At 70.1% G+C, this 25,019-nt stretch carries 20 protein-coding genes, 7 tRNA genes, 1 pseudogene and 1 riboswitch; of the genes and pseudogenes, 14 read left to right on the forward strand and 14 right to left on the reverse strand.

Annotated elements, in window-relative coordinates; translation table 11 throughout:
* Positions 1 to 17 precede the first annotated feature (17 nt).
* The 4 genes from FB561_RS27210 to FB561_RS27225 all read right to left on the reverse strand — a co-directional run bounded on the left by FB561_RS27210 (position 18) and on the right by FB561_RS27225 (position 5,161).
* Positions 18 to 1,532 (reverse strand): AAA family ATPase, encoded by a 1,515-nt coding sequence (locus FB561_RS27210; protein ID WP_145811496.1) that lies wholly within the window; start codon positions 1,530 to 1,532, stop codon positions 18 to 20.
* Between the two features lie 188 nt (positions 1,533 to 1,720).
* Positions 1,721 to 2,386 carry a response regulator gene (locus FB561_RS27215; protein WP_145811498.1) on the reverse strand — a complete coding sequence of 222 codons (666 nt, stop codon included), beginning with the start codon at positions 2,384 to 2,386 and terminating at the stop codon, positions 1,721 to 1,723.
* Complete coding sequence (locus FB561_RS27220; protein ID WP_145811500.1) at positions 2,383 to 3,978, reverse strand: sensor histidine kinase; 1,596 nt, start codon at positions 3,976 to 3,978, stop codon at positions 2,383 to 2,385. The genes FB561_RS27215 and FB561_RS27220 overlap by 4 nt, the downstream gene beginning before the upstream one ends.
* A 46-nt stretch (positions 3,979 to 4,024) precedes the next feature.
* Positions 4,025 to 5,161 carry a GntR family transcriptional regulator gene (locus tag FB561_RS27225; RefSeq protein WP_238335087.1) on the reverse strand — a complete coding sequence of 379 codons (1,137 nt, stop codon included), beginning with the start codon at positions 5,159 to 5,161 and terminating at the stop codon, positions 4,025 to 4,027.
* A 105-nt stretch (positions 5,162 to 5,266) separates the two neighbouring features.
* On the opposite strand from FB561_RS27225, the gene FB561_RS27230 reads away from it, so the two are divergent.
* Complete coding sequence (locus tag FB561_RS27230) at positions 5,267 to 5,989, forward strand: SDR family NAD(P)-dependent oxidoreductase (RefSeq protein WP_145811502.1); 723 nt, start codon at positions 5,267 to 5,269, stop codon at positions 5,987 to 5,989.
* On the opposite strand, the gene FB561_RS27235 is transcribed toward FB561_RS27230, so the two are convergent.
* Together FB561_RS27235 and FB561_RS39050 are read right to left on the reverse strand one after the other, a co-directional pair.
* A complete protein-coding gene (locus FB561_RS27235; RefSeq protein ID WP_145811505.1) occupies positions 5,979 to 7,109 on the reverse strand; it encodes a flavin-containing monooxygenase in 1,131 nt (376 codons plus the stop codon). The genes FB561_RS27230 and FB561_RS27235 overlap by 11 nt on opposite strands.
* A 115-nt stretch (positions 7,110 to 7,224) precedes the next feature.
* The gene (locus tag FB561_RS39050; RefSeq protein WP_145811507.1) at positions 7,225 to 8,835 is read right to left on the reverse strand and encodes a LuxR family transcriptional regulator; all 1,611 of its coding nucleotides are present in this window, start codon (positions 8,833 to 8,835) and stop codon (positions 7,225 to 7,227) included.
* A 126-nt stretch (positions 8,836 to 8,961) separates the two neighbouring features.
* Here FB561_RS39050 and FB561_RS27245 point away from each other — a divergent pair, with 126 nt between their 5' ends.
* The 3 genes and pseudogenes from FB561_RS27245 to FB561_RS38815 all read left to right on the forward strand — a co-directional run bounded on the left by FB561_RS27245 (position 8,962) and on the right by FB561_RS38815 (position 11,824).
* Entirely contained in the window at positions 8,962 to 10,452 is a 1,491-nt protein-coding gene (locus FB561_RS27245) for an ArnT family glycosyltransferase (protein ID WP_145811508.1), read from the forward strand.
* A gap of 96 nt (positions 10,453 to 10,548) precedes the next feature.
* A pseudogene (locus FB561_RS38810) lies at positions 10,549 to 11,148 on the forward strand (MFS transporter); the annotation flags it as partial.
* Between the two features lie 103 nt (positions 11,149 to 11,251).
* Positions 11,252 to 11,824 (forward strand): MFS transporter, encoded by a 573-nt coding sequence (locus tag FB561_RS38815; RefSeq protein WP_238335088.1) that lies wholly within the window; start codon positions 11,252 to 11,254, stop codon positions 11,822 to 11,824.
* A 165-nt stretch (positions 11,825 to 11,989) separates the two neighbouring features.
* On the opposite strand, the gene FB561_RS27255 is transcribed toward FB561_RS38815, so the two are convergent.
* A tRNA-Val gene (locus tag FB561_RS27255) sits at positions 11,990 to 12,061 on the reverse strand.
* Positions 12,062 to 12,176: 115 nt separating this feature from the next.
* Between FB561_RS27255 and FB561_RS27260 the strand changes: the two genes are divergently transcribed.
* On the forward strand, positions 12,177 to 12,743 hold the full coding sequence (locus FB561_RS27260) for a CGNR zinc finger domain-containing protein (RefSeq protein WP_238335089.1): 567 nt from the start codon (positions 12,177 to 12,179) through the stop codon (positions 12,741 to 12,743).
* Between the two features lie 116 nt (positions 12,744 to 12,859).
* On the opposite strand, the gene FB561_RS27265 is transcribed toward FB561_RS27260, so the two are convergent.
* Complete coding sequence (locus tag FB561_RS27265; protein WP_145811510.1) at positions 12,860 to 13,684, reverse strand: aminotransferase class IV; 825 nt, start codon at positions 13,682 to 13,684, stop codon at positions 12,860 to 12,862.
* Positions 13,685 to 14,029: 345 nt separating this feature from the next.
* Here FB561_RS27265 and FB561_RS27270 point away from each other — a divergent pair.
* From FB561_RS27270 to FB561_RS27280, 3 genes are all read left to right on the forward strand, one after another.
* A tRNA-Gly gene (locus tag FB561_RS27270) sits at positions 14,030 to 14,102 on the forward strand.
* Positions 14,103 to 14,134: 32 nt separating this feature from the next.
* Positions 14,135 to 14,205 (forward strand) — tRNA-Cys (locus FB561_RS27275).
* 19 nt (positions 14,206 to 14,224) lie between these two features.
* Positions 14,225 to 14,296, forward strand: a tRNA-Val gene (locus FB561_RS27280).
* A 321-nt stretch (positions 14,297 to 14,617) separates the two neighbouring features.
* Here FB561_RS27280 and FB561_RS27285 read toward each other — a convergent pair.
* A complete protein-coding gene (locus tag FB561_RS27285) occupies positions 14,618 to 15,055 on the reverse strand; it encodes a pyridoxamine 5'-phosphate oxidase family protein (RefSeq protein ID WP_145811512.1) in 438 nt (145 codons plus the stop codon).
* A 215-nt stretch (positions 15,056 to 15,270) separates the two neighbouring features.
* Here FB561_RS27285 and FB561_RS27290 point away from each other — a divergent pair.
* The 4 genes from FB561_RS27290 to FB561_RS27305 all read left to right on the forward strand — a co-directional run bounded on the left by FB561_RS27290 (position 15,271) and on the right by FB561_RS27305 (position 16,420).
* Positions 15,271 to 15,343 (forward strand) — tRNA-Gly (locus tag FB561_RS27290).
* Positions 15,344 to 15,374: 31 nt separating this feature from the next.
* Positions 15,375 to 15,445, forward strand: a tRNA-Cys gene (locus tag FB561_RS27295).
* Between the two features lie 11 nt (positions 15,446 to 15,456).
* Positions 15,457 to 15,528, forward strand: a tRNA-Val gene (locus FB561_RS27300).
* 334 nt (positions 15,529 to 15,862) lie between these two features.
* Positions 15,863 to 16,420, forward strand: a complete 558-nt coding sequence (locus tag FB561_RS27305; protein WP_145811514.1) for a GNAT family N-acetyltransferase — start codon at positions 15,863 to 15,865, stop codon at positions 16,418 to 16,420.
* Here the strand turns inward: FB561_RS27305 and FB561_RS27310 are convergent.
* From FB561_RS27310 to FB561_RS27320, 3 genes are all read right to left on the reverse strand, one after another.
* Positions 16,405 to 17,148: an SDR family NAD(P)-dependent oxidoreductase gene (locus FB561_RS27310; RefSeq protein ID WP_145811516.1), complete on the reverse strand. Its 744-nt coding sequence runs from the start codon at positions 17,146 to 17,148 to the stop codon at positions 16,405 to 16,407. The two genes, FB561_RS27305 and FB561_RS27310, sit on opposite strands and share 16 nt — an antisense overlap.
* A gap of 51 nt (positions 17,149 to 17,199) precedes the next feature.
* A complete protein-coding gene (rsgA, locus tag FB561_RS27315; RefSeq protein WP_145811518.1) occupies positions 17,200 to 18,273 on the reverse strand; it encodes a ribosome small subunit-dependent GTPase A in 1,074 nt (357 codons plus the stop codon).
* A 155-nt stretch (positions 18,274 to 18,428) separates the two neighbouring features.
* Complete coding sequence (locus FB561_RS27320; RefSeq protein ID WP_145811520.1) at positions 18,429 to 19,790, reverse strand: YihY/virulence factor BrkB family protein; 1,362 nt, start codon at positions 19,788 to 19,790, stop codon at positions 18,429 to 18,431.
* 18 nt (positions 19,791 to 19,808) lie between these two features.
* Here FB561_RS27320 and FB561_RS27325 point away from each other — a divergent pair, with 18 nt between their 5' ends.
* Together FB561_RS27325 and FB561_RS27330 are read left to right on the forward strand one after the other, a co-directional pair.
* Positions 19,809 to 21,434 (forward strand): acyl-CoA dehydrogenase family protein, encoded by a 1,626-nt coding sequence (locus tag FB561_RS27325; protein ID WP_145811522.1) that lies wholly within the window; start codon positions 19,809 to 19,811, stop codon positions 21,432 to 21,434.
* 12 nt (positions 21,435 to 21,446) lie between these two features.
* Positions 21,447 to 21,528, forward strand: a riboswitch (ZMP/ZTP riboswitch).
* A 41-nt stretch (positions 21,529 to 21,569) separates the two neighbouring features.
* Positions 21,570 to 23,018, forward strand: coding sequence for a glycine hydroxymethyltransferase (locus FB561_RS27330; RefSeq protein WP_145811523.1), 1,449 nt, complete (start codon positions 21,570 to 21,572; stop codon positions 23,016 to 23,018).
* Between the two features lie 47 nt (positions 23,019 to 23,065).
* Here FB561_RS27330 and FB561_RS27335 read toward each other — a convergent pair whose 3' ends face one another.
* On the reverse strand, positions 23,066 to 24,277 hold the full coding sequence (locus FB561_RS27335) for an MFS transporter (RefSeq protein ID WP_145811525.1): 1,212 nt from the start codon (positions 24,275 to 24,277) through the stop codon (positions 23,066 to 23,068).
* On the reverse strand, positions 24,274 to 24,840 hold the full coding sequence (locus FB561_RS27340; RefSeq protein WP_145811527.1) for an ArsR/SmtB family transcription factor: 567 nt from the start codon (positions 24,838 to 24,840) through the stop codon (positions 24,274 to 24,276). Before FB561_RS27340 ends, FB561_RS27335 begins: the two co-directional genes overlap by 4 nt.
* Positions 24,841 to 25,019: the final 179 nt, after the last annotated feature.

The raw sequence follows: 25,019 nt of genomic DNA on the forward strand, positions 1-25,019 counted from the left end.
GCGCGGGGTGTTGCCGATCAGCGGGGCGTATTGAGCGCGTTGGTGATCTGCTCGGCGACCTTGGCGGCCAGGTCCAGGGCGGCACGGCGGGTGGCCGGCTGCAGAGCGGAGTGGTCGAGCGGTCCCTCGGCGGCGATGTGCTGGTCGGTCGGGATGTCGACGACGGCGGCCGCGCGCGACTCGAAGTACGGGCGGAGCTGCTTCTCGACCTCCTTGTTCACGTCACCGGGGCCGTTGCTGACCGCGATCACCGCGCGCCGGATCAGCCGCTGCGCCTCGGGACCCTGGTTGTCCAGCTCCTCCAGCATCTGCACGGCGGCGGCGCAGGACAGGCTCTTCCACTTGATCGGGATGACGAGCGCGTCGGACGCCTTCATCGCCTCCCGCCAGTTGCTCGAGCCCTCGTTGTTGCCGGTGTCGATCACCAGCACCTTGTAGAAGCGGCTGAGCAGCCGGTGGATCTGGTCGAAGTCGCGCGCCTCGATCTGCGCGTACGTGGTGGTCGCCGACGTCAGCACGTCGTACTGACCGGCGACCTGGTGCCGCAGGTACGCCGCGACGTCGCCGAGCCGGGCGTCCGGCTGGGTCAGCATCGGCATCGCCTGGAGCATGTCGGTGACCGTGGAGCGCGCGTTCGTGTCGTGGGTCCGCAGGTGCATGTTGCCGCGGAGCTCGTTGTTGTCCCACGCGACCACGCCGCCACCCCGGGCCTGCCCGAGCGCGCCGGCCAGCAGCAGCGTCGTCGGCGTCTTGCCGGAGCCGCCCTTCGGGTTCGCGACGGTGATCGTCACCGGCCGGCGGAACGCGGTCGCCGCGGTCGCCCGGGCGATCCGCTCGGCCCGCTCGCCGGTGCCGGGGCGCATCCGCAACATGCTGCGCATTCCGCGCTCGGCCGGAGCCTCCCGCGGCAACGGCAGTGCCTGGATCAGTTCGTCGGCCCGGTACGACACCTCGCGCTGCGGCTGCGGGGCGTGCTGATTGGGAATGCCCTGCGGGAAGAACTGCTGGGCGGTCGGCGACAGCTGGGAGGGCTGCTCCTCCGGCTCCCGGGCCGGCTGCGTCCACGCGTCCGAACCCGCCCCGGCGTGCTGCGCGGGCGTCGCCTGGGCGGACCCGTGCTGCGCCGGACCCTGCTCGCCGGCCCCGGCCGAGTCCTGCCCCGAAGATCCGTGCGCCGAAGAGCCGTGCCCCGGCGAGCTCTGCCCGGTCGAGGTGTGCCCCGTCGACGTGTACCCGCTCGCGGTGGACGGGGTGTGCGGGGAGGAGCCGTACGAGGACGAGCTGAAGTGGCTGGAGCCCTGCGCGTCGTCGGTCGACGCGGCCGGGCGGGACCACGAGTCGCCCGGGAACTCCTGGGCGAGACCGTCCGCCTGGTCGTCCTCGGTGCGGTCGTCCGCGCGGTCGTCGGCCGGCTGCGGCTCGGAGGCGGGATCCGGCTGACTCCACGAGGGCGTGGGCTGCCACATTCTCCGGACCTCGGCCGCCGCCGCTTCCCGGTCCTTGTGCTGTCCGGAGTTGTGCGAGTCGGTCACGACCTGGATCCCCTGTTTCTCTGAGCGAGGCGGCGCCGGCCGCCCCGGAGCTTTCGGTGGGGGCGCTGGGCCCCGGCTGAACTGTCCTTCCCGGGCTGGTACCCCCGGAGGAAGGTCCACTATCGCATGACCAAGTGTCCACGCGGTGTCACCGGCCGGAGCGTCGGGCGACCCGTTCCTGCCAGTGGTCAGCCACCGACGAGCCCGGCTTCGTAGGCGACGATGGCGGCCTGGACGCGGTTCTTCACCCCGAGCCGGGTGAGGACCGCGCTGACATACGCCTTGACGGTACCTTCGACCAGGAACAGCCGGCCCGCGATCTCGGCGTTCGACAGCCCCTCGCCGACCAGCGCCAGGACCTCCCGCTCCCGCGGACTGAGCACGTCCACCTGCTCCTTCGCCGCGGCCGCCCGGCTCATCCGGCCACCACCGGAGCCCGCGCCGAGCTCCGCGATCACCCGCTGCGCGATCTTCGGCGACAGGTACGCGGCTCCTTCCGCGACGGCTTTCAGCCCGGCGATCAGCTCGCGCGGATCCCCCGACTTCAGCAGGAACCCGCTCGCCCCGTCGCCGATGGCCCGCGCGATGTACGCGTCCTCGCTGAAGGTCGTCAGGATCACCACCGCGGTCTCCGGGGCCGTCCGCCGGATCTCCGCGCCCGCCGCGAGGCCGTCCAGCTTGGGCATCCGGATGTCGAGGACGGCCACGTCGGGCCGGTGCAGGTGCACAAGGTCGACCGCCTCGGCGCCGTCCGCGGCCTCGGCGACGACCTCGATCGCCTCGTCCGAACCGAGGATCGCGCGCACCCCGGCGCGGACCATCGCCTCGTCGTCGGCCAGCAGTACACGGATCATCGCGGGGTCTCGCTCTCGTTGGTGGGTCGGACGGATCCGGTCTGCACCACGTCCTTCGCGACCAGCCGGCCGTCGACGAAGCACAGCCGGTACGCGTAGGTGATGGAGAACGGACCGTCCGGTCGGTAGAACCGGCAGTCCCAACCGTCCGGCTGGGTCGTCCGCTCCACCGGCGGATCGAGCATCTGCAACGCGGGCAGCACCAGCTCGACCTCGCTCTCGTCCTGCCCGATCCGCAAGCTGTCGTACTCGTCCGGTGGCAGGATCGAGCTGTAACCGGCCACCAAGTAGTAGCCGAGGGCAACCGTACCGACGACGGCGCCGATCGCCACCGGGACCGCGATCGCCTTGATCAGTCCGCGCCGGGCCCGGCGGTGCACGTCGGCCCGCTCGGCGGCCGTCGCCGTCCCGCCGATCGGTTCGCTCGCGGGCGGGCTCTCCGGACGGCCCCCGGTCCGCGGGATCCGCGCGACCACGGCGAAGCCGCCCTCGGATCGCGGTCCCGCCGTCAACGTGCCGCCGACCAGGCGGACCCGCTCGGTCAGACCGGTGAGGCCGCTGCCGTTCGACCCCACCACCTCGGCCGGTGACGGGGCGCCCGAGTCCTCGATCCGGAGCAGGACGTCGGCACCGTCGGCCCGCAGCGTCACGTTCACCCGAGCACCTGGCGCGTGCCGCCCGACGTTGGTCAGCGATTCCTGGACGACCCGGTGGATCGCGCGGTCGACCATCGGCGACAGTTCCACGTCGTCCAGGTCCAGCTCGACCGCGAGCCCGGACGCGGCCGCCCGGCGGACCAGCTCGGTCACGCTCTCGTGGGCCGGGAGCACGGGCGCGTCCGCCTCGGCGTCGCGGAGGACGCCGATGATCTCGCCGAGGCGCTCGGTCGCGGTGGCGGCTGCTTCGCGGAGTTCGGTCGCGGCGTGACGGTGGCGGTCCGGCAGGCCGGCGTCGACTTCGAGGGCGGCGGCGCGCAGCGCGATCAGGCTCAGCTCGTGCCCGACCGAGTCGTGCATGTCCTCGGCGATCCGGGAGCGCTCGCGGAGACGGACCCGGTCCAGGGCCAGCTGGTGTTCCCGCTCGATCCGCTCCGCCCGTTCCCACCCGGCCGCGGCCAGTTGGGCCTGTTGCGCGCGGTACCGGCCGATCAGCCAGGGCAGCACGACGAGGACGAGGGAGAAGAGCACGATCGCGAGCCAGCTGAGCACGGCCTCGCCGGCCGAGACCTTGCGGTGGATGCCGAGGCCGAGTGCCAGCAACGCGACCATCGACCAGCAGACCACCAGGACGAAGTGCTTGAGCTGGGAATCGCGGCGGCCGGCCGAGTAGGCGAAGTACGAAACCGCGGGCACCAGCGCGACCGGTACGCCGAACCGGGTGTTGAGCGAGACGGCCAGGATCACGATGGCGGGCGCCGCGACGACGGCCAGCGCGGTGATCGGCCGGCGCCGCCGGAGCAGCACCGCGGCGGCGAGCGCCGCCAGGCAGCCCGCCATCAGCCAGTACGGATCGCCGCGGGACCCGCCCTCGACGATCACCAGGAACCCGAGCGCGGCCCACAGGCCGAGGTCCCCCGCGCGCTGCCAGTTCACACCCAGACGCTACACAGCCGGCCGCGGACCGCAGTACTGCCGAAAGTCAGTTGCGCTCGGCATCGACTATCTCGAACGGCACGGTGGACAACTTCGGCACCGACTCACCGCGCAACCGGGCCAGCAGCAGGTCGACCGCCTGCCGCCCCATCTCCCGCTGTCCCTGCCGGACGTGCAGGAACGGCGATCCCGAGATCGGGTCCCCCGGCGAGTCGAAGCAGCTGATCACCGGCTCCCCCGCTCCCCCGAGCGCCCGCTCCAGCATCCGGGCCAGGTTGTACTCGCAGGCGACGTACGCGGTCACCTCGGGCATCCGGTCCCGGAACTCGCGCATCCGGTCGATGTCCGCGCGGACGTTCACCGGCGAGAACAGGCCCGGCAGCGTACTGCGCAACGTGGTGAGCTGGTGCGCCTGGTAGTTCCCTGGTTCCCGCTCGGCGAAGGCGGCCCGGAAACCCTCGAGCCGCTCCTCGATACTCGACGTGTTCTGTGGCGGCGGCGAGACGAACGCGATGTGCCGGTGCCCGCGATCGAGCAACCGCTCGGTCAACGCCCGAGCCGCGGCCACGTTGTCGGTGTGCACGGCCGAGACCGGGATGCCGGAGAGATGGCGGTCGATCAGTACCAGCGGGAACCCGTCCAGGACCTGTCTCAGCAGGCTCGCGTTGTAGAAGTCACCATGTACGGGGAACACGATGAGCCCGTCCACCTCGCCCGACGCGACCAGCGATTCGACCGCCTGCTCCTCGTCGGTCTGCCGGCCGCGCGTCCGCCGGACCAGCAGGTGCAGCCCGTGCTCGGCGCAGCGCTCCTCGATCGCGCGCAACAACTCCAGCCCGTACGCCTCGGAGACATCCGGCACCACCAACGCGATCGCGCCGGGACCTTGCCGGGACCGCGGCCGCGGCGCGATCCGGCCCTTGAGCGGCACGGTGACGCCGTCGAGCTCGGGCAACTGCTGGACCACGAACGATCCCTTGCCGCGGATCCGCTCGATCAGCCCCGCCTCACGCAGGACTTCGAGCGCCCGCTTCGACGTGATCCGGCTGACCTCGAACTGCGCCGCCAGCTCCATCTCGGACGGAACCCGGTCCCCCGGCTTCAGCATCCCGGCCTTGATCTCGTCGAGCACGTGCGTGCTGATCCGCTCGTACAGCAGCGCCATCCGGACCTCCCTGGGCATCGGGTTGATATACCAAATCAGCCAACAAGCCCGAGCCGCAAGTCAGCATGTGTCGGCTGGTCTGTCGGTGCGCCGCGGCAGGATGCGACACGGAGGTGATCGACCATGCGGATCGCCGGCAAGCGAGCCGTCGTCACGGGCGCCGCGGTCGGGACAGGACGAGCCATCGCCGAGCGCCTGGCCGCGGAGGGCGCGGAGGTCGTCCTCGCCGACGTGCAGGCGAAGGCCGGGGCGGAGGTGGCCGCCGCGATCGGACCTGCGGCGCGGTTCGTCCGGACCGACCTGCGGGACGACCTTGCCGTCTCGGCCCTGCTCGGCTGCGAGCCCGACATCCTGGTGAACAACGCAGGCGGCGGCCCCCAGCTCCGGCCCTGCTTCCCCGACGCGGATCCCGAGCGCTGGACCGCCTCACTCGAGCTCAACCTGCGGGCCCCGATGCTGGCCACGCAGTTGGTGCTCGAATCGATGCGGAGGGCGGGCGGTGGAGCCGTGATCAACATCGGCTCCACCGCCGGTGCCGGCTACGGTCCGCACGTCTCGCCGGAGTACAGCGCCGCCAAGGCGGGCCTGATTCGCTTCACCACGACGCTCGCCGGACTGCGGGAGAGCCACGGGGTGCGGGTGAACTGCATCGTGCCCGACTGGGTGGCGACCGACCGCGGACTCGCCGAGCAGGCCGCGCTTCCGGCGAACGAACGCGGACCCGATCTCGTACCGCTCGCCGTCCTCACCGACGCGGTCGTGCGGTTCGTGACGGACGAGAGCCTCGCCGGTCGAGTACTGCGGCTCGATCGCGGAGAGGCTCCTGTGCTGTCCCCTACACCTTGAGTTCGGTCTTGGTGCGGGTGGCGATGTGGTGGGCGACGTAGGCGGCGTCGCGGCCGGCGCCTCCGGTGAGCATCGAGGCGAAGGCGTACTGGAAGAGCAGGCCGAGGAAGTACAGCCCCGGCATCGTCGACGAGACACCGCGGTACTGCGCGGGCCAGCCGTCCTCGCCGAGGACGGGGCCGTCGATCCAGCCGAAGTCGCGGCGGAAGCCGGTACACCAGATCACGTTCTCCACGTCGAGCACCCGGCCGTCGGCGAGTACCGGCAGCCCGTCCCGGACACCGACCACCTTGCCCTCGGTCCGGTCCACCCCGGCCTCGTCGAGGTCCACGGTCTTCACCCGCAGCAGCGGGCCGCCCTCGCTACGTACGCCGGTCTGCATCTTCCGGCCCATCGGCGTGCGCACGGTGAGGACGTGGTTCGCGAGGAACCACAGCACCTTGAGGACCTGCCGAGCCGGCTTGCCCTCCAGCTGGAACGGGAGCTCACCGTGCACCGGCCCGGACAGCGTGGTGCGGTGCCCCGACCTCGCGATCTCCAGGGCCAGGTCCGCGCCGGAGTGGCTCGCGCCGACGACGAGGACGTCACACGGCAGGAGCTGCGACGGATTCCGGTACTCCGAGGAGTGCAGCTGCCGGATCCCCGGGTCCAGCTCGGCCGCGAACTCGGGTGTGTGCGGCAGGTGCTGTCCCCCGGTCGCGACGACCACCTGATCCGCCGCGACCTCGCCCTCGTTCGTGGACACCACGTATCCCGTCCCGTCCTGGCGCAGCCCGTCCACGTAGACGCGGGAGCGCACCGGCAACCGGTGCTCCGCCGCGTACCCCTCCAGGTAGTCGGCCAGTTGCAGGCCGGTCGGGAACTCGTACCGGTCCAGCGGGAACCGCCCACCCGGCAACGCGTCGTACTTCGCCGGCGAGTACAGCCGGAGCGACTCGTACCGGCGTCGCCAGCCGTCGCCGACGCGGGCGTTCTCGTCGAGGATCACGAACTGCTGTCTCTTGCGCGCCAGGTGGTAGCCGAGCGCGAGCCCGGCCTGTCCGGCGCCGATCACCACGGTGTCGATGTGCTCCTGGCGGCCCGCCGTGGTCGGGTCGCGAACCTCGAACTGGTTGGTCATGGTCTGTCCCCTCGGAGTGCTGATGACCCCGACGGTAGGAGCGCGCCCGGTGCCCGTGCTTCGGCCGAACTGCCCATCCGGCACCGCGTCCCGTGGGTAGGAATACCCAGGCGGCTCAGGCCAGCCCGTGTTCGTACGCGTACGCGGTGGCGCCGGCCCGGGAGGACAGGTCGAGCTTGGCGAAGATGTTGCTGACGTGCCGGGCCACCGTCTTCTCGCTGATCACCAGCTCGGTCGCGATCGCCCGGTTGGTCGCCCCGGTCGCCAGCAACGCGAGCACCTCGACCTCGCGCGCGGTCAGTCCGCATTGAGGGCCTGCGGCAACCACCGGCAGCCGGGCCAGGTCCGGCGCCGCACCGAGCTGCTCGAAGCAGTCCCGGGCCGCGTCCAGCTCGAACTCGCAGCCTTCCTCGTCGCCGGCCGCGCGGCAGGCCAGGGCGAGCAGGACCCGAGCGCGACCCACGCCGTACGGGGCCTGCAACTCCTGCCAGCCGCTGCACGCCGTCCTGAGTTCGGTGAGCGCGGCCCTCCCGTTGCCCTCAGCAAGCAGTACCGCGCCGGTGCTGTGGGCGGCGACCGTGGTGAGGTACGGCCGATCCAGCTGTTCGGCGATCGCGGTCAACTCGTCCGCCGCCGAGCTCGCGGCCTGCAGATCTCCGGCGGCCAGCAGTACCTCGACGGCGGCCGGCAGCAGCTTCGCCCGGTCGAGCGGTGATGCGGCCTCGTCGAGCGCTCGCTTGATCCCGCTCGTCGCGGCGTCGACGCGCCCTTCGGCCAGCCGGAGCAGGGCGAGACCGGGCTGGGGATGCCGCCCGGACCGGTTCGCCTGGCGGTACAGGTCCTCGGCTTCCGGCCACTCACCGCGCAGCCGATGCAGCTCGGCCAGCACGTAGAGCGCCATCCCGACGGCCTCCTGTCGGGGCGGATCGGACAACCGCTCGGCAGCGCGCCCGGCTTCCGCCAGAGCGTCCGACCACGCACCGTGCAACTGCATCACCTCGGCGCGATGGACCAGGCACAGCCCGCGGTACGCGACCACGTCCGGCTGCACCTCGCACCATTGGCTCAGCGCGTTCGTCCACTCGTTCGCGCGCCGCAGGTCGAAAGTCTCCTGGCAGACGATGATCACCGCGCAATACGCGAGCCCCGCGATGACCGGCGCGACCTCGTCCGCGGTCACGGTGACCATCACCTCGTCGAGCAGCCCCATCGCCTCGTCCGTGCGCCCGAGCACGACGGCGGCCTGACCGCGTCCGAGCGTGGCCAGCGCGTACAGCGTCCGCTCCCCGAACCTCTCCCCGAGCTCCATCGCCTCGCCGAACATCGCGTACGCCCCGGCGGGGTCGCCCATGGCAAGCGTTTGATGCGCCGCGGCACAGAGGACATAGCCACGGTCCCCGCAGTCCAGGCCTTCGACGAGCCGCTGGGCCCGAGTCAGCCAGCCGCCACCCCGCGCGTGTTCGCCGGCATTGAAGAGCTGGAACGCCAGCCAGAACGCGCATCTCGCCGCTCTCGGCGCAGCGCCGGCCTCGGCCAACGCCCCGTACGCGCGGGTCCAGGCGTCGAGGCTCTCGGGTTCGCGGCCGAGCAGGTGGGCGACGGAGGCGAGTCGCTGCAGGTCGTCGGCGTCGAGCGGGGTCCGCGCGTCGGCGGCGGAGAGCGTGAGGTAGCACTCCGTCCAGTTGTGCCGGTCGAACGACTGCCGGGCCACCGCGAGCTGATCCATCGGCTTCCCCCTGCCTCCGTCTCAGTATCGGCGCGGGCTCCGCGAAACGAAACCGTTCCACCGTCCCCCGAACCTGCTGCCCGGAAATGCTGCCCGTGAGACCCGGCGGGCTGGCAGCATTCCGTCATGACGCGCCCGTCGGTTCCCGGCTTCGCCACCGTCCCTGTCCTGGTCCTGGCCGCCGGGGTCGCGGCCGTTCTCACCGCGCTGTCCGGCCGCTACGGATATCACCGCGACGAGCTGTACTTCCTCGTCGCCGGCGATCACCTGGCCTGGGGATACGTCGACCAGCCGCCGTTCACCCCGCTCCTGGCCCGGCTGTCCACGGCCGTCTTCGGCGACACGCCTGCCGGACTCCGTGTGGTCGCCACCCTGGCCGCCGCGGCGACGATCGTGGTGGTCGCCCTGATCGCCCGGGAGTTCGGCGCCGAACGACGCGCCCAGGTACTCGCCGCGGGCTGTACCGCGCTGGCCGGCTTCGTCCTCGGTGTCGGGCACATGGTGTCCACGGCCACCTTCGACCTGCTCGGCTGGATGCTGATCGGCCTCTTCGCGATCCGCCTGCTCCGGACCGGCGAGGGCCGCTGGTGGCTCGCGCTCGGCCTGACCACGGGGATCGCCCTGGAGAACAAGTACCTCGTGGTGCTGCCGTTGGCGGCTCTGCTGATCGCGGTCGTCGCCGTCGGGCCGCGATCGGTCCTGAAGACCTGGTGGCTCCCGGCCGGGATCGCGGTCGCCGCCGTGATCGCGGCCCCGAACCTGATCTGGCAAGCCGCCAACGGCTGGCCCCAGCTCACCGTGGCCGGTGGGATCAGCGCGGACGACGGGACCGAGAACCGGATCATGTTCGTCCCGCTCCAGATCGCCCAGCTCTCGCCGTTCCTGGTCCCGATCTGGGTCGCCGGGTTCCTCCACCTCTGGCGGACCCCGTCGCTGCGCTGGTCCCGGCCGGTCGCCCTCGCGTACCCGGTGCTGTGCGTCATCGTCCTCGCCACCGGCGGCAAGCCGTACTACGCGCTCCCGCTGCTGCTCATCCTCGTTGCCGCGGGCGCCCAACCGACGATCGGCTGGCTGAACCGCGGCCGCACCCAGGCTCGTCGTACCGCCTTGGGAGCCGCGGCTGTCCTCACCGCGATCACCTCGGCGGCCTTCACGCTCCCGGTCCTCCCTGCCTCGGCCGTCAACTTCGTCCTTCCCATCAACGCGGAACAGGGCGAGCAGATCGGCTGGCCCGAACTGGTCAGCACGGTCGCCCAGACCTGGAACCAGCTCCCCGAGTCCGAGCAGCAGACCGCCGTCCTGTTCGCCACCAACTACGGGCAGGCCGGTGCCCTGATCAAGTACGGCCCGGCCGAAGGCCTTCCGCGGCCGTACTCGGGCCACATGAGTTTCGCGGACTGGGCCGTTCCCCCGGACGACAAGACCGGCCCGGTACTCCTGCTCCTGCAAGAACGCAGCCCTGGCTACGAAGCGCACTTCGGCACCTGCACCCCGGTGGCGGAGATCGCCAACGGCCAGGACGTGGACAACCAGGAGCAAGGCTCGGTGATCGTCCGCTGTACCGGCCCCACCAAACCCTGGTCAGCCCTCTGGCCGGAACTCCGCCGCTACTACTGATCACCTCGCCCAGGAGGAGCAGCTGTGCCACCCACCCGGCCGCCGAACGGATTCCGCATCTTCGTGCAGGTCCTGGTCAACACCGCGATCGCGAACGTGACGACCAGCTTCCTCTGGTTCGCGCTGACGTTCTGGATCTACGCGGAGACCCGCAACGTGATCGCGACCGGGGTGAGCGGCGCGTCGTACATGCTGTTCGTCTCGGTGTTCAGCCTGTTCTTCGGCACCCTGGTCGACCGCTTCCGCAAGAAGGCGGTGATGGTGTGGGCGACCCTGGCCGCCTTGGTGGTCTTCTTGCTCGACTCCGCGTTCTTCTTCGCGATGGGCGAGGACCGCATCGCCGACCTGACCCAGCCGTGGTTCTGGATCTTCGCCGTCGTCATGCTCGCGGGCGCGGTCGTCGAGCAACTCCGCGGCATCGCCCTCTCGACCACGGTGACGCTCCTGGTCCCCGACGAGCGCCACGCCAACGCGAACGGCCTGGTCGGTACCGTCCAGGGCGTCGCCATGCTCGTCACCAGCGTGTTCAGCGGCCTGTCGGTCGGCTTCCTCGGTATGGGCTGGACCCTCGTCATCGGCGTCTCCGCGCTGGCCCTCACACTGCTCCACCTGATCGCGCTGCGCATCCCCGAACCCGAGATCGTCCACGGCGATCAGCAACTCCGCTGGGTCGACGTCCGCGGCGGCTGGCTGGCCCTCATCGCCGTCCCCGGCCTGCTTGCCCTGGTCCTCTTCACCACCCTGAACAACCTCTTCGGCGGCGTCTCCATGGCCCTCATGGACCCCGTACGGCATCGACATGTACGGCGTCCAAGGCTGGGGCATCTGGTTCGCCGCGTCCTCGACAGGCATCTTCGTAGGTGGCGCCCTCGTCGCCACGAAAGGCCTCGGCAAGAACCCGATCAGAACCATGCTCCTGATGGTCACCGCCATCGGCGCCATCAGCGCCCTCTTCACCATCCGCGAATGGGGCTGGCTCTTCGTAGCCGGCCTCTGGCTCACCATGGCCCTGATGCCCGCAGTGGAAGCAGCAGAGCAAACCGTCATCCAGCGAGTGGTCCCCTACGAGAAGCAAGGAAGAGTCTTCGGCTTCGCCATGACCTTCGAAGCCGCCTCAGCCCCCATCACAGCCCTCCTCATAGCCCCCCTGGCCGAACTCTGGATCATCCCGGCCTTCCAATCCGAACCCCGCCAAGAAACCTGGTCCTGGCTCCTGGGCACAGGCGACTCCCGAGGAATAGCCCTCATCATGCTCACAGCCGGCCTAGCCTGCATCCTCCTGGCAGCAGCAGCCCTCAGAACCCCCCAATACAAGCTCCTCACGAAGCAATACGCAGGAGCAAAAGAACCAGAACCACAACCGGAAGGGTGATCGCGACATCAGCCAGAAGCGGGAGGACCACCGCGGCGACCAGCCCCAGACAAGGGGGTGCGGGTGGCGAAGCCCCCGCAACGCGCCAAGCGAAGCGCAGGCGCAAAAATGAAGGAAGCGGCGAGGCTCACGCACTCCGTGAGCACACGCCGCCTGCCGATTCCGTGGGCGATACTGGGTTCGAACCAGTGACCTCTTCGGTGTGAACGAAGCGCGCTACCACTGCGCCAATCGCCCTTACGGGTGGTGCTGGTGTTGCCTTGCGGGTGAAACCATAGCGCATGATTCCGCGACGTACGAATCGGGTCGGGCTACTCTTGCTGCAAGACGGAGACCCCGTCGCGTTGGAGACGTGATTGTGACTTTTTCGCACGACACCGAGCACGCGCTCGGCACGCTGGTCCGGCTGGTGAACACGCTGCCCGGGCCGAACAGCCAGGTCGACACGTTGGAGGAGCTCGAGGAGCTGGAGAAGTTCGTCCAGGAGCGGGAGTTCAGCGCGGTCGGGACTCTGACCGACACGGATCTGCAGGAGGTCCGGGCGCTCCGGCCACTGTTCGCGCCGGTCTTCACGACGACCTCCGACGCCGAGGCCGCCGCGATGATCAACGCGATCGTGGCGCGCGGGACGACGACTCCACGGCTGACCAACCACGACGGTCATCCGTGGCACATCCACTATTCGCGGGACGGTTCGTCGTTGACCTGCCGGATCACGGTGGAGTGCGGGATCGCGCTCGCCCAGGTGATCTCGGCCGGCGAACGCGAACGGCTCCGCCGCTGTGAGGCGCCGGACTGCGACGACGCGCTGATCGACCTGTCGCGGAACCGTTCCAAGCGCTACTGCGACGCCCGGACGTGTGGCAACCGCCTGCACGTCGCGGCGTACCGCGAGCGCCGCAAGGCCTCCGGCGAGTAGCCAGCTCCCCCATCACCGCGCGGGAGCCGTCCGGCGAATCCGCTCGCCCGTTCACTGAACCGGTCCAGCCGACCACGTACCGCGAGGTCGCCGGCCGGTTCTTCTACTTGGGCGATCTACGGGTCGAGGTGCTCGGCCGACCGGTCCGCGAACACCTTCGCGACCGCCGCCGTGACTTCCCCGGGCGCGGTCAGGTCGCGCTGGTCGACCCGGTGGATCCCTTGGACGTCCCGCGTCGTCGACGTCAGGAAGAGCTCGTCCGCCTCGTACAGCGCCTCCAGCGGTACGTCGCGCTCCACGGCGCCCGCCCACTCGATCACCAGGGCGCGCGTAATCCCGGCCAGGGGCCCGGATTCCAGCGGCGGCGTGACCAGTTCACCGTCGAACACGCAGAAGACGTTCGTGCCGGTGCCTTCGCAGAGCTGCCCGACCGTGTTCGCGAAGATCGCCTCGGTGCCGCCGCGCTCCTTGGCATAGGCGAGCGCGCGCACGTTCTCGGCGTACGAGGTCGTCTTCAGCCCGGCGACGGCGCTGCGCTCGTTGCGTACCCACGGGACCGTGACGACCGCGGTCGTCGGCGCCGGCGGCTGGATCGCCTGGGACGCGACCACCACCGTCGGCCCGTCCTTGCCGCGGTCCGAGGACAACGGCGAGACGCCACCCGTGTACGTGATGCGGAGCCGGCCGAACGCGATGTCGGGATCCGCCTTCACCACCGCGGCGATCGCCTGCTCGACCTGACCGACGTCCGGCTCCGGCAACCCGAGCCCGGTCGCCGAAGAGACCAGCCGGCGCAGATGCCGCGTCACCGCGAACGGTTGCCCGGCCACGATCTTCAGCGTCTCGAACACCCCGTCACCCGTGGTGATTCCGTGGTCCAACGGGGAGATCCCCGCCATCGCGGGATCCTCGACCAGCGCGCCGTTCAGCCAGACGATCATCGGCACTCCTTCCAAACCCGGGGACACCTTAGTGCTCCCCCGTCGACGGCCCGCCCGCGGTGCCACTCGTCGCGCGAACGCCCTGCCGACGTTCCTTCCAGTGTCCGCCGTGAAGGCCGGTTCGGACCCGCTTCTCACCCCTCGATCACTTCCGTACGCCGGTACCGTCCGGGGCGGGCGTCGCGTTTCGTCTTACAGGCTTGGGATTCGGGGTCTCCGAGGCTGTCGTGGGGTGATCGTCCGGTGACGGGACGTGGGCCAGAAGGGGACCCCCGATTTTTGTGTTGGGGCCCCGATGGGCTAATGTTCTTCTCGCGCCGGGGGAAAGAAAAACCCGGTCGCAACGCGGACGTAGCTCAGTTGGTAGAGCGCAACCTTGCCAAGGTTGAGGTCGCCGGTTCGAACCCGGTCGTCCGCTCGGAGAGGGTTCGGCAGGCCAGCTTTCTCACTGGTGGAGTGGCCGAGAGGCGAGGCAACGGCCTGCAAAGCCGTGTACACGGGTTCGAATCCCGTCTCCACCTCGACATCCCTCAATAGCTAGGACGATTGGCGCAGCGGTAGCGCGCTTCCCTGACACGGAAGAGGTCACTGGTTCGATCCCAGTATCGTCCACGGAACCGGCAGGCGGTCTGTGCTCGCGGAGTGCGCGAGCAGGGCCGCTTCCTTTTTGTTTGGCGCCTGCGCTTCGCTTGGCGCGGAGTGGGGGCTTCGCCACCCACACCCCCTTTCGGCCGTCTGTGGCTGATGTCGTGCCCACCCTTCCGGCCCTGGCTGTTGTCGTGCCCACCCTTCCGGCCCTGGCTGTTGTCGTGCCCACCCTCCCGGCCCTGGCTGATGTTGCGGTCCGCCTTCCTCGCTTTGGATGATCGCCGCGGTCTTGCTCCTGTCCCTGGCCGGTCGCCTTGCGGCTGTGGCCGGCCATGGTTGGCGTGACTAGACGAGCCAGGTTCCATCCTTCATCAGGTTTCTGGCTTGGAGTTCGTTGACTTCTCGCCAGGCTTGGATGGTGAGCGGGGTGATCTTGAAGTAGGGGTAGTTGCTCTGGCGGGGGTCGAAGCCGGCCTTGGTGGCGAAGGCTTCGGCTTCTTGGTCGGTGGGGTGGGCTTGTTCTGCTGTGCCGGTGATGAGGATGACGTCCCTGGTGCCGTCCAGGGAGAGGTGGACCTGGCCGGTGCGCAGGAGGTTGCGGCTGGTGGGGTTCTTGCGGGCCGTGGAGATCAGGAGCGTCTCGCCGTTCCAGAGGAAACTCAGGGGCATCAGGTACGGGCTGCCGTCCTCGTTGGCGGTCGAGATCCAGGCGTCGACGTCCTTGGTGAGACGGGCCAGGGTGTCGGCCTTGCGGGTCGCTGGTGGGCGTGCCGGGTCGGTCACTGCTGGGTCCTCCTGGTCGGTGGTGGTCCGGTGTCAGACATTGTGCGGTTCGCGGGGGTTTGGTGTGGCGGGATCGGTGGGGCTGGTGTGACCCGTGTGACATTTTCGCCGCTCGGCGGGAGCTGAGCGCGACACCCCGGATACTCGGTTTTTGAAGTGGCCGAAAGTGCGCTACTGTTCTGCTCTCGCACCGAGCAGAACAGCTCGAAGCGAATGCGGACGTAGCTCAGTTGGTAGAGCGCAACCTTGCCAAGGTTGAGGTCGCCGGTTCGAACCCGGTCGTCCGCTCGGACGAGGTCAGCAGGCCTTGAGACTCTGTGGTGGAGTGGCCGAGAGGCGAGGCAACGGCCTGCAAAGCCGTGTACACGGGTTCGAATCCCGTCTCCACCTCGATTCAGCTCGGACGATTGGCGCAGCGGTAGCGCGCTTCCCTGACACGGAAGAGGTCACTGGTTCGATCCCAGTATCGTCCACGGAAGCGGCAGGCGGCGTGTGCTCACGGAATGCGTGAGCCTCGCCGCTTCCTTTTTGTTTGGCGCCTGCGCTTCGCTTGGCGCGGGGTGGGGGCTTCGCCACCCACACCCCCTTTCGGTCGCCTACGGCTGATGTCGCGGCCATCCTTCCCCCTGCGGCTGATGTCGCGGCCACCCTTCCCCCCGCGGCTGATATCGCGGCCGCCTTCCGCCCGTGGCTGGTGTCGCGTTATCTCTTCAGCTGTGGTTGATCTCTCCAGTCGCCCCTCTTCGTGCGGGCTTGCGGGTTCATATCCCGTGGACCGGGTGGGGGTCGGGTGCTTGAATCTTTTGTATGGGGTTGATCTGGGCTGGGGAGCGGGTTCGGTTGCGCGGGATCGAGGCTGAGGACTGGAGTGATTTCCAGCGGTTCGATCAGGACAGTGAGGTGCAGCGGGACGCCGACATGATTCATCCGCCGCGGTCCGCCGCTGCTTCGCTGGCTTGGGCCGAGGAGCAGTCGACCCGGCAGATCGAGCAGGATCGGATGCAGCTCGCGATCGAGGCGCTCGAGACCGACACGCTGGTCGGCGCGCTGTCCACCGGGGAGACGGATCTGCGCGCCGGGCGGTTCAGTTACGGGGTCGCGATCGGGCGGGACTACCACCGGCGCGGGTACGCCACCGACGCGGTGAAGATCCTGCTCCGGTACATGTTCAACGAGCGCCGGTACCACAAGGCCGAGGCCGGCGTTTACGCGTACAACAAGGCTTCCCTGGCGCTGCACGAGCGGCTCGGGTTCCAGCAGGAAGGGTGCCTGCGCGACCACGAGTTCCTCGACGGTGCGTACCAGGACCTGATCGTCTTCGGGATGACCGCCGACGAGTTCGCGCAGCTTCACATGCGCAAGTGAGACCCACCGTTGAAGTCCAGCACCGTCCCCGTCGCGAACTCCGCCTGCGCCGACGCCAGATAGACGATCGCGGCCGCCACCTCATCGGGCGAGGCCACCCGTTCCAACGGGCTCTCCATCCGCCGGCGCTCGTACCCGTCCCCCGCCAACGCGCCGGCCGCCATGTCCGTCGTCGTCCAGCCCGGCGCGATCGCCGTCACCGCGATCCCTTCCGGACCCAGCGACCGCGCGAGTGACTGGGTCAACGACACCAGGCCGGCCTTGCTCGCGCCGTACGCGGGCTGGTTCGGCTCCCCGCGGAACGCGCCGCGCGAGGACACGTTCACGATGCGGCCGCCACGGCCCATGTGGCGTACCGTCCACCAGGTGACGTTCGCGGCGCCGACCAGGTTCACCCCGAGCGTCGTGGCCCACGCCCGCTGCCATTCCTCGTACGACGAAGCGCGGATCGGGTGCGGCTCGTACACGGCCGCGTTGTTCACCAGGACGTCGATCCGCCCGAGCTCCGCGGCGGCCTCGTCGACCATCCGCTCGACGGCGGCCGGGTCGCCGAGATCCGCGTGGACCAAGGCGTGGCCATCACCCGGCAACTCCTTCAGCACCGCGGTCGCTGCCTCGCGGGAACTGCCGTAGTGCACGGCGACGCGATCCCCCACGGCCGCGAACGCCTTCGCCGTAGCCGCACCGATCCCCCGCGATGCCCCGGTCACCAATACCCGACGATCCATGCCGGAAGTCTTTCATTCAGGCACAGCACCACCGGGCCCGGACCGGCGGGTCTACGGTCGCGGCTTGATGTCGCGGCGGTACTCCTTGGTCTGGCGGACCCACTGCTTCCTCGCCTCGACGCGGAGCCGTGCATCCGACCGCCGAGCCATGAACGCGGCCTCGCGTTGCAACCGCTGCCAGCTCTCGTACCGGCGGATCGGCAGCGTGCCGTCCTCGAGCGCGGCCTGCACCGCGCAACCTGGTTCGGTGACGTGCACGCAGTCCTTGAACTTGCACTGCTCGGCCAGCGAGGCGATGTCCGGGAACGCGGCATCCACGCCCTCCCCGAACTCCTGCAGGCCCACGCCCCGCAGTCCCGGGGTGTCGATGACGACCCCGCCCTGCGGCAGCTGGATGAGCTCGCGGCGTACCGAGGTGTGCCGGCCCTTGCCGTCGTCGCGGATGGACCGGACGTCGAGCAGCTCGACTCCGGCGAGCGCGTTCACCAGGGACGACTTGCCGGCGCCACTGACGCCGAGCAGAGCCATCGTGGCGTCGCCGGCGAGGAGGGCCCGGACTTCCTCCAGCCCCTCCCCCGTGGTCGCGCTGCAGACCAGCACATCGGCCCCGGGAGCGGCCGTGGCGACGTCCTCGGCGACGGCGTCCGCGTCCCCGACGAGGTCGGCCTTGGTGAGGACGACGACCGGCCGGGCGCCGCTCTCCCAGGCGAGGGCGAGGAAGCGCTCGATCCGGCCGATGTTGGGCTCGGGTTCGAGGCCGACGACGATCGCGATCACGTCGACGTTCGCGGCGAGCACCTGGCCGCGGGACGAGCCGCCGACCTCGGCACGGACGATCGCGGACTTCCTCGGCGCGACCGCCTCGAGGGTGATCCGGTCGTCCGGCCACCAGCGCAACGCGACCCAGTCGCCGGTACAGGGCATCGCCTGCACGTCGGCGGCGATCGCGGACAGGATGGTGCCGGACCAAGTGGCCCGGACCGGACCGTCCTCGGTGAGGACGGTGCAGACGCCCTTGTCGACGCGGCTGACGCGGCCGGGGACCAGTTCGGCGGACCCCGGCAGGGTGGTGAGGAACTCGGTCGTGGACTCGTCGAGACCGAGGGCCTGAAGATTTGCTGACATCGTGCCACGAACCTTTCGGGAGGTCCGGCCGCGAGATCAGCTCAGCGGACGGACGGTACGGGAGTTGGCGGCCCTGGTGGCCTGGTCGAAGCTCATGGCTGGCTCAACTCCCTTCTGTTGTCCTGCCGTCGGTGGGACGGACTGTCGCGATGGGTTCAGCGTAGGTTCTCACCGTCGGTGGGCGCACCGGGTTTTCCGGCCGACGCCCCGCTGCGGTCCGTGGCCCGCTTCCGCTCCGGCCGCTCGCCGTCCCGCTCCGGCATCGGTGTGAGGGTCGACGGCCGCGGGCGCGTGCTGTCCGGGGCCGGGCGCTCCGGCGGTGCGTTCTTCGGATGCTTGACCTTCTCCGGCGCGTTCTCCACCGCTTCCTTGTCCGCCGCAGCCTTCTCCGCCGGGGCCTTCTCGACCGGAGCCGGCTCAGCCGGGGCGGTCTCGGCGGACGCGTCCGGCGGCGATTCGGCCGAAGGAGCGACCGGCCGTACGCCGAGGCCCTCGACGACGCGGGCGACCTGGATCTCGGGACGCTGCTCGCCCGGCTTGATCACCTGGTCCTGGTGGTGGTCGGACTCGGCCTTCATCACCGGCTCGGCCGCGGCCTCGTCGCGGTCCGGCCGGGACTTGTGCGGCCACAGCCGGTCGACGACCGCGTTCAGGGCCGCGCCGATCAGGACCGCGATCGCGGTCATGTAGAGCCACATCAGGACCGCGATCGGCGCCGCCAGCGGACCGTAGATCGACGTCCCGCCGACCGTGCTCTGCAGGATCCAGCGCAGCACGAAGCTGCCCAGGATCCAGATCGAGAGCGCGAGGAACGAGCCGGGCAGGTCGGAGACCCAGGGCGTCCGCACCGGGACCGACAGGTGGTACAGGGTGTTCAGGAAGCCCGCCGACAGGATCGTGACCACCGGCCAGTACAGCTGGTTCAGGAAGTCGACCCGTTGCGGGAGCACGGCGTCGACCGCGTCCGGGCCGGCCAGCACCAGCGGGAGCACGATGACGCCGATCACCAGGGCCGCGCAGTACAGGCTGAAGGACAAGGCGCGGGTGCGGACGATGCCGCGCTTGCCGCCCATCCCGTACATGATCGTGATGGTGTCGACGAAGACGTTCAGCGCGCGGCTGCCGGACCACAGCGCCAGCACGAAACCGATCGAGATGACGTCCGGCCGGCCACCGTCGAGGACCTGGTTCAGGGTCGGCACGATCACGCCCTGGACCGACTCGTCGGTCAGCGCGCGAGCGGCCAGCTCGGCGATCTGCTGTTTGATGTCGCCGATCGTCTCGACCTCGAAGAACCGGCTGGCGATGTAACCGATCGAGCCGGCCAGCCCGAAGATCAGCGGCGGCAGCGAGAGGATCGCGAAGAACGCGGCCTCGGCGGCCAGGCCGGTGACGCGGTAGCGCAGACAGGTACCGACGGTCTGGGTGATCAGCTTCCAGGTCGTCGCGGGGATCTTGCGGGCCCACGCGAAGGAGACCGACGTCCCTCCGTCGTGCGCTGACCCAGAGCGTGCCATACCGCTTACCGTACTGACATGGCGGACCCTTTCGCGGTAACGAATCAGGCTCCCCCACTCCGGGGAGTGAACTTCTTCACGCAGGACACGGCACTCGGTGACGCTCTGCGCCCGTTCGCCGACCTGACCGCCGACCCCGGCCTGACCGCGATCGGGGCGCTGGCGGGATCACCGGAGGCCCTCGCGCACGCGCTGCCCGCGAACCAGAACCCGCCTGTCCTGAAGACCCACGACCGCTACGGCCGGCGGATCGACGAGGTGGAGTTCCACCCGTCCTGGCACTGGCTGATGGAGCGAGCCGTCGGCTTCGGCCTGCAGGCGGCCCCCTGGACGAGTACCGCGGCGTCGCCCCACCTCACCCGCGCCGCCGGCTTCTACCTGTGGTCCCAGGTCGAGCCCGGCCACGGCTGCCCGATCTCGATGACGTACGCCGCGGTCCCGGCCCTGCGCGCCTCCGAACACCTCGCCGCCGAGTGGATCCCCGGCCTCGCCGCCACCGCGTACGACGTGCGCCGGCTGCCCGCCGCGGAGAAGGCCGGCGTGCTCGCGGGGATGGGGATGACCGAGAAACAAGGCGGATCCGACGTCCGGGCCAACCTCACCACGGCGACGCCGTCGGGCAACGGCGACGAGTACCTGCTGAACGGGCACAAGTGGTTCTGCTCGGCCCCCCAGGTGGACGTGTTCCTCGTACTCGCCCAGGCGCCGGAGGGACTCAGCTGCTTCGTCGTCCCCCGGGTCCTTGCTGACGGCAACCGGAATACGTTTGCCCTGCAACGGCTCAAGGACAAGCTCGGCAACCGGTCGAACGCGTCCAGCGAGGTCGAGTTCCACAACACGCTCGGCTACCGGCTCGGCGACGAGGGCGCCGGCGTCCGGACGATCATCGAGATGGTCGCCGCGACCCGGCTGGACTGTGTCCTCGGCTCGGCGGCGTTGATGCGTCGCGCCCTGGTCGAGGCGACCTGGCACACGTCGTACCGGAGCGCGTTCGGCGGGTTGCTGCGCGACAAGCCGGCGATGCGGAACGTCCTGGCCGACCTCGCGATCGAGAGCGAGGCGGCGACCGCACTCGCGATCCGGCTCGCGGCCGCGGTCGACGCCGCACTGGCCGGGGACGAACAGGCCGCGGCGTTCCGGCGGATCGCGTTGCCGCTGGCGAAGTTCTGGGTCTGCAAGCGCACCCCGATGACGGTCGCGGAGGCGCTGGAGTGCCTCGGTGGCAACGGGTACGTCGAGGAGTCGGGGCTGCCGTTGCTGTACCGGGAGTCGCCGCTGAACTCGATCTGGGAAGGCTCCGGCACGGTCAACGCCCTCGACGTACTCCGCGCGCTCCGCCGGCCGGAGTCGCTGGAGGCCTGGCTGACCGAGGTCGGTGCGGCCAGTGGAGCCGACCATCGCCTGGACGCCGCGGTGACCGACGTCCTGGAGTCGCTCGCCGACGTTTCCGAGGCCGAAGCGGGCGCTCGCCGGCTGGCCGCGCGGATGGCCGCGTGCCTGCAGGCGTCACTGCTCGTCCGCCACTCGACACCCGACGTCGCCGACGCTTTCGTGGCGTCCCGGCTCGCGGGTGACTGGGGTGGCGTGTTCGGGACGCTGCCGCGGACCACGCGGTTCTCGACCGTCGTCGACCGGGTGATCTGAGACGCGCTAGGGTTACCGCGTCGCGACTGGCGCGTGAGGTGGAGAACCACCGGGGAGCGAGAAGACGCGGGCACCGTGCGCCTGGGTGCCGGCGACCCACGGGATGACCCAGTGCAAACCTCAGGAGAGACAACGATGACTCAACCCTTCGACGCCGCGGCCGCGTCGGCGGCGTACCGCAGCGCCCTCGAGGTGATCGGCGCGGTGGAGCCCACCATCGCGGGCGCCATCCGGTCCGAGCTGGAGGACCAGCGGTCCTCGCTCAAACTGATCGCGAGTGAGAACTACGCCTCCCCCGCGACCCTGCTGACGATGGGCAACTGGCTGTCCGACAAGTACGCCGAGGGCACCATCGGGCACCGCTTCTACGCCGGCTGCCAGAACGTCGACATCGTCGAGCAGACCGCCGCGGACCACGCGAAGGCGCTGTTCGGCGCCCCGCACGCCTACGTCCAGCCGCACTCCGGGATCGACGCCAACCTGGTCGCGTTCTGGGCGATCCTGGCCCAGCGGATCGAGGCCCCGGCACTGGCCGAGGCGAGTGCCAAGCATGTCAACGACCTGACCGAACAAGACTGGACCAAGCTCCGCAAGGCGCTCGGCGACCAGCGGATGCTCGGCATGTCGCTCGACGCCGGCGGCCACCTCACCCACGGCTTCCGGCCGAACATCTCCGGCAAGATGTTCCACCAGAGCTCGTACGGCACCGACCCGGAGACCGGCCTGCTGGACTACGACGAGGTCGCCCGGACGGCCCGTGAGTTCAAGCCGCTGGTCCTGATCGCCGGGTACTCCGCGTACCCGCGCAAGGTGAACTTCGCCAAGATGCGCGAGATCGCGGACGAGGTCGGCGCGACCCTGATGGTCGACATGGCGCACTTCGCCGGGCTCGTCGCCGGCAAGGTGTTCACCGGCGACTTCGACCCGATCCCGCACGCGCACGTCACCACGACCACCACGCACAAGTCGCTCCGCGGCCCGCGCGGCGGCATGGTGCTCTGCCAGCCCGAGTACGCCGACTCGGTGGACCGTGGCTGCCCGATGGTGCTCGGTGGTCCGCTCAGCCACGTGATGGCGGCCAAGGCCGTCGCTTTGGCCGAGGCGCGGCAGCCGTCCTTCCAGACCTACGCGCAGGCCGTCGCCGACAACGCGGTCAGCCTGGCCGAGGGCCTGATGAAGCGTGGCGTCAAGCTGGTCACCGACGGTACCGAGAACCACCTGGTGCTGCTGGACGTCTCGTCGTACGGCATCACCGGCCGGCAGGCCGAGTCGGCGCTGCTGGACGCGGGCATCGTCACCAACCGGAACGCGATCCCGCGCGATCCGAACGGCGCCTGGTACACCTCGGGCGTCCGGATCGGTACGCCGGCGCTGACCACGCGCGGGTTCGGCGCCGACGAGTTCGACCGGGTGGCCGAGCTGATCACCGACGTGCTGTCCAGCGTCACCCCGACCACCACGTCGGCCGGCGCGCCGTCGAAGGCGAAGTACGAGCTGGCCGCCGGCGTGGCCGACAAGACCCGCGCCGCCTCGGCCGAGATGCTCGACAAGCACCCGCTGTACCCGGGCCTCGAGCTCAGCTGATCTACGGACCACCGCGGTCGCCTCCCGATGCCGGGAGGCGACCGCTGTCAGCCCTTCAGGCGGGCGGCGGACCACAGCATCAGGACCGCGAACGCCGTACCCAGTGCCGCGCAGGCGAAGGTGACGTCGGTCAGGGAGATCAGGGCGCCGAAGCCGGTCATCGCCAGTGGCATCAGGGCCTCGTCGGACAGGCTGACGATGCTCGACGTCCGGCCGAGGAACGCCGGCTCGATCGTTTGCTGGAACGCGCCGGACAACTGCGCGGAAGCCAGGCCGGCCGTCATCCCGATCATCGCCATCGCCACGAACACGACGACCCGCGGGACGGCTCCAATCATGACGCACCCGGCCGCCTGCGGGATCAGCAGCAGCAACCCCGTCCGGGCCGGGCGGCGTGGTTTCCAGCGCAGCGCGATCACGGCGCCGAGCGCGGCCGAGATCCCGGAGCACGCCTGGAACCAGCCGAGTGCACCGGCACCCCAGCCGTCGACGTGGGTCCGTTGCACCAGGCCGACCGCGATGACCGGGCCGACACACAGGTTCAACCCGAAGAAGGCGATCACCAAGGTCCGGGCCGAGACGTCGCGGCGCAGGTACCCGAAGCCGTCGCGCAGGTCAGCGCGGATCGACGCGCCGCTCGACGACGGTTGCGGCAACCGGGGACGGACCACCCAGGCCAGCGCGACCGCGATCACGGCGAACGACAGCGCGTCCACCAGCATCACCGCGGCCAGCCCGCCGTGCGCAACGAGCAGGCCGCCCAGGGGTGCGCCGACGAAGACGGCCAGCCGATTCGCGAGCTGGGTCCCGGCGGCGAGTTTCACCAGGTCCTCGCCGCGGACCATCCGGCGTGGAATCGTCCCCGCGGCCGGCGTGTAGATCGCGTCCATCACGCCGAAGAGAACCGCGACGGTCAGCAGAAGCGGCAGCGTGACGCCGCTCGTCAGCACGATCGCGCCCGCGGTGGCCAGGACGACGATCCGGCCGAGGTTGGCGAGGATCATCGTCCGCCGGGCGTCGAGCCGGTCGGCCAGCGCTCCGCCCCACAGGAGCACCAAGGCCCGGGGCAACGCGCCGATCCCCATCACCAGGCCCGCGCCGGCCGGCGTGGTCACCTGGGCCGCGCTCCACGCCAGCCCGACGTACCAGGCGACATCCCCGATCTGCGACACCGCCGCCGAGAAGATCCACCCTTGCACCCGGCGGTCCCGGCCCAACGGCGGGAACGCGACCTCGGCGTACTCGTCGGTGGTCGTCACGGCCGGGCCGGGACGCCGTGCGCGAACACGAAGACGGTCTCCACCTCGTCGCCGGAGTCGGGCGCGTCGACGTACTCCTGGATGATCGCGCCGATGCGGTCGCCGAGCTCGGTGAGCCGTTCGGGGGTCAGTGTGACCCAACTCTCGGTCGAGAACGCGGCCCGGATCCAGGCGTCGTCGTAGGCGTGCCGGCGCTCGAACCACTGCCGCACCTTGGTGGCGTGATGGCCCAGGTTCGCCTCCTCGGCGGTGGCCGCCACCAGCTCGCCGGCCGGGTCCCCGCCGGCGTCCGCGATCGACCACGAGTACGACACCTTGGCCGTCCGCCACCAGCGTTCCCGGCGATTCCTGGCCAGCTCCGGCGCCTCCTCGATCACGCCGGCCGCGGCCAGCACTTTCAAGTGGTGGCTGACGTTTCCGACCAGTTCGCCGGTCGCGCCGGCCAGCCGGGACGCGGTCGACGGGCCGTTCACGCCGAGGTGGTCGATCAGCCGGCGGCGGAGCGGATGATGGATCGCGGCGATCACGGAGGCGTCCGCGGAACGCCGGTTCGCAGGGCTCATGCCGGGCAGCCTAGCTATAACAAGACTTCTTGAACAAGAGTTCTTGTCGGTTGCGGATTGAGCGCGAAACAATCCCGACCAGACTGGTAGACATATCCGTATCCTGAGATCTCATCTCACAGAGCAGGATTGGGAGTTGATTTGTCAGGCGTCGGCGCTGATCGTTGGGGACATGCTCG

This window comes from Kribbella amoyensis, assembly GCF_007828865.1.
Classification (GTDB): Bacteria; Actinomycetota; Actinomycetes; order Propionibacteriales; family Kribbellaceae; genus Kribbella; species Kribbella amoyensis.